Origin of the sequence: Kitasatospora sp. NPDC058184, assembly GCF_042883725.1 — a bacterium.
In the GTDB taxonomy this organism is placed as follows: Bacteria; Actinomycetota; Actinomycetes; order Streptomycetales; family Streptomycetaceae; genus Kitasatospora.
This window is the reverse complement of the sequence record NZ_JBHVVE010000078.1, coordinates 1-1074: the sequence shown is the minus strand read 5'-3', so window position 1 is coordinate 1074 and position 1074 is coordinate 1. Positions and strand designations below refer to the sequence as shown.

Sequence of the window (1074 nt, the reverse complement as noted above, 5' to 3'; positions counted from 1 at the left end):
GAGTGCTTATATTGCCCACTGCCAAGAAGGATGCACAGGAACCACAAGAACAGGTGTTGATGTCACTCGATCAATCTATTACAAAGGGTATCGTGTTATTGCAACCGATCCAAGTGTTATTCCTTTGAATTCAATTGTTGAAGTAAGAATTGGTGGAAAAACATTTAAAGCAATTGCAATTGATACTGGAGGCGCAATAGTTGGAAATAAAGTGGACTTGCTCGTAGCAACCGAGCGTGACGCAATTAATTTTGGCAAGCAAAGTGGGACAATCTCGATTATTAGTTAGGAGGCGGTTAATTGCCGAAGTTTTGGTCTTATCCAGAAGGGTTAAAAGTCATCATAAATGAGAATGCAAAGAACGCTTGTCCTCATCATGTTGGACGGGAGGGGAAAATTATTGAGTTGCTTCACTCTGCGACATATGATTACGCGGTCAGTGATGAAACAGGTGACATTACATTCTTCAAGGAGCATGAATTAAATCCAGCTAAAGGAGGTTAATTGTATGTTTAAAAAGGGAGAGAAGGTGATTGCTGGTTTCACAGGAGAGATTGGTATTGTTGCACAAGTTGATAAAGGACATGAGCAATTAGAAGTTGAGTATCCAGACGGCTCATATAGAGTGATTGGCTTCAGCAATGTGAGAAGGGTGGAAGATAAATGACGATGATTATTTTAGAAGGCGCTGACTGCTGCTACAAATCAACAGTAGCAGATAAGCTGAGCAAAGAACTCGGATATCCGGTAATAAAGGGATCCAGCTTTGAATTGGCCAAGAGCGGTAATGAGAAGCTGTTTGAACACTTTAATAAGCTAGCCGATGAGGACAATGTAATTATTGACCGATACATATATTCAAATTTAGTTTATGCGAGGGAGTTCAAGGATTACTCAATCTTAACGGAAGAGCAGCAAAGGGCAATTGAGGAGAAGATTAGGGGTAAAGCCAATGTGATCTACTTACATGCTGATCCGAAGGTTATTAAACAACGTTTAAGTGAACGCGGTGATGAATACATTAATGATCGTGATATTGAGCCGGTTTTAGAATTATATAGAGAGGTTATGAGC

Annotated in this window: 4 protein-coding genes; all 4 read left to right on the top strand. The window is 40.0% G+C overall.

Annotation, left to right across the window (positions count from 1 at the left end; genetic code table 11):
- The coding region (locus tag ACFVXH_RS41460) for a 3D domain-containing protein (protein WP_387831254.1) at positions 1-289 on the top strand (289 nt) is incomplete at its 5' end.
- Positions 290-300: 11 nt separating this feature from the next.
- On the top strand, positions 301-504 hold the full coding sequence (locus ACFVXH_RS41455) for a YorP family protein (protein ID WP_014417936.1): 204 nt from the start codon (positions 301-303) through the stop codon (positions 502-504).
- A gap of 4 nt (positions 505-508) precedes the next feature.
- Positions 509-667, top strand: a complete 159-nt coding sequence (locus tag ACFVXH_RS41450; RefSeq protein ID WP_014417937.1) for a hypothetical protein — start codon at positions 509-511, stop codon at positions 665-667.
- Positions 664-1074, top strand: a 411-nt coding sequence (locus tag ACFVXH_RS41445; protein WP_387831253.1) for an AAA family ATPase, incomplete at its 3' end; no start/stop codon positions are given. The genes ACFVXH_RS41450 and ACFVXH_RS41445, both read left to right, overlap by 4 nt.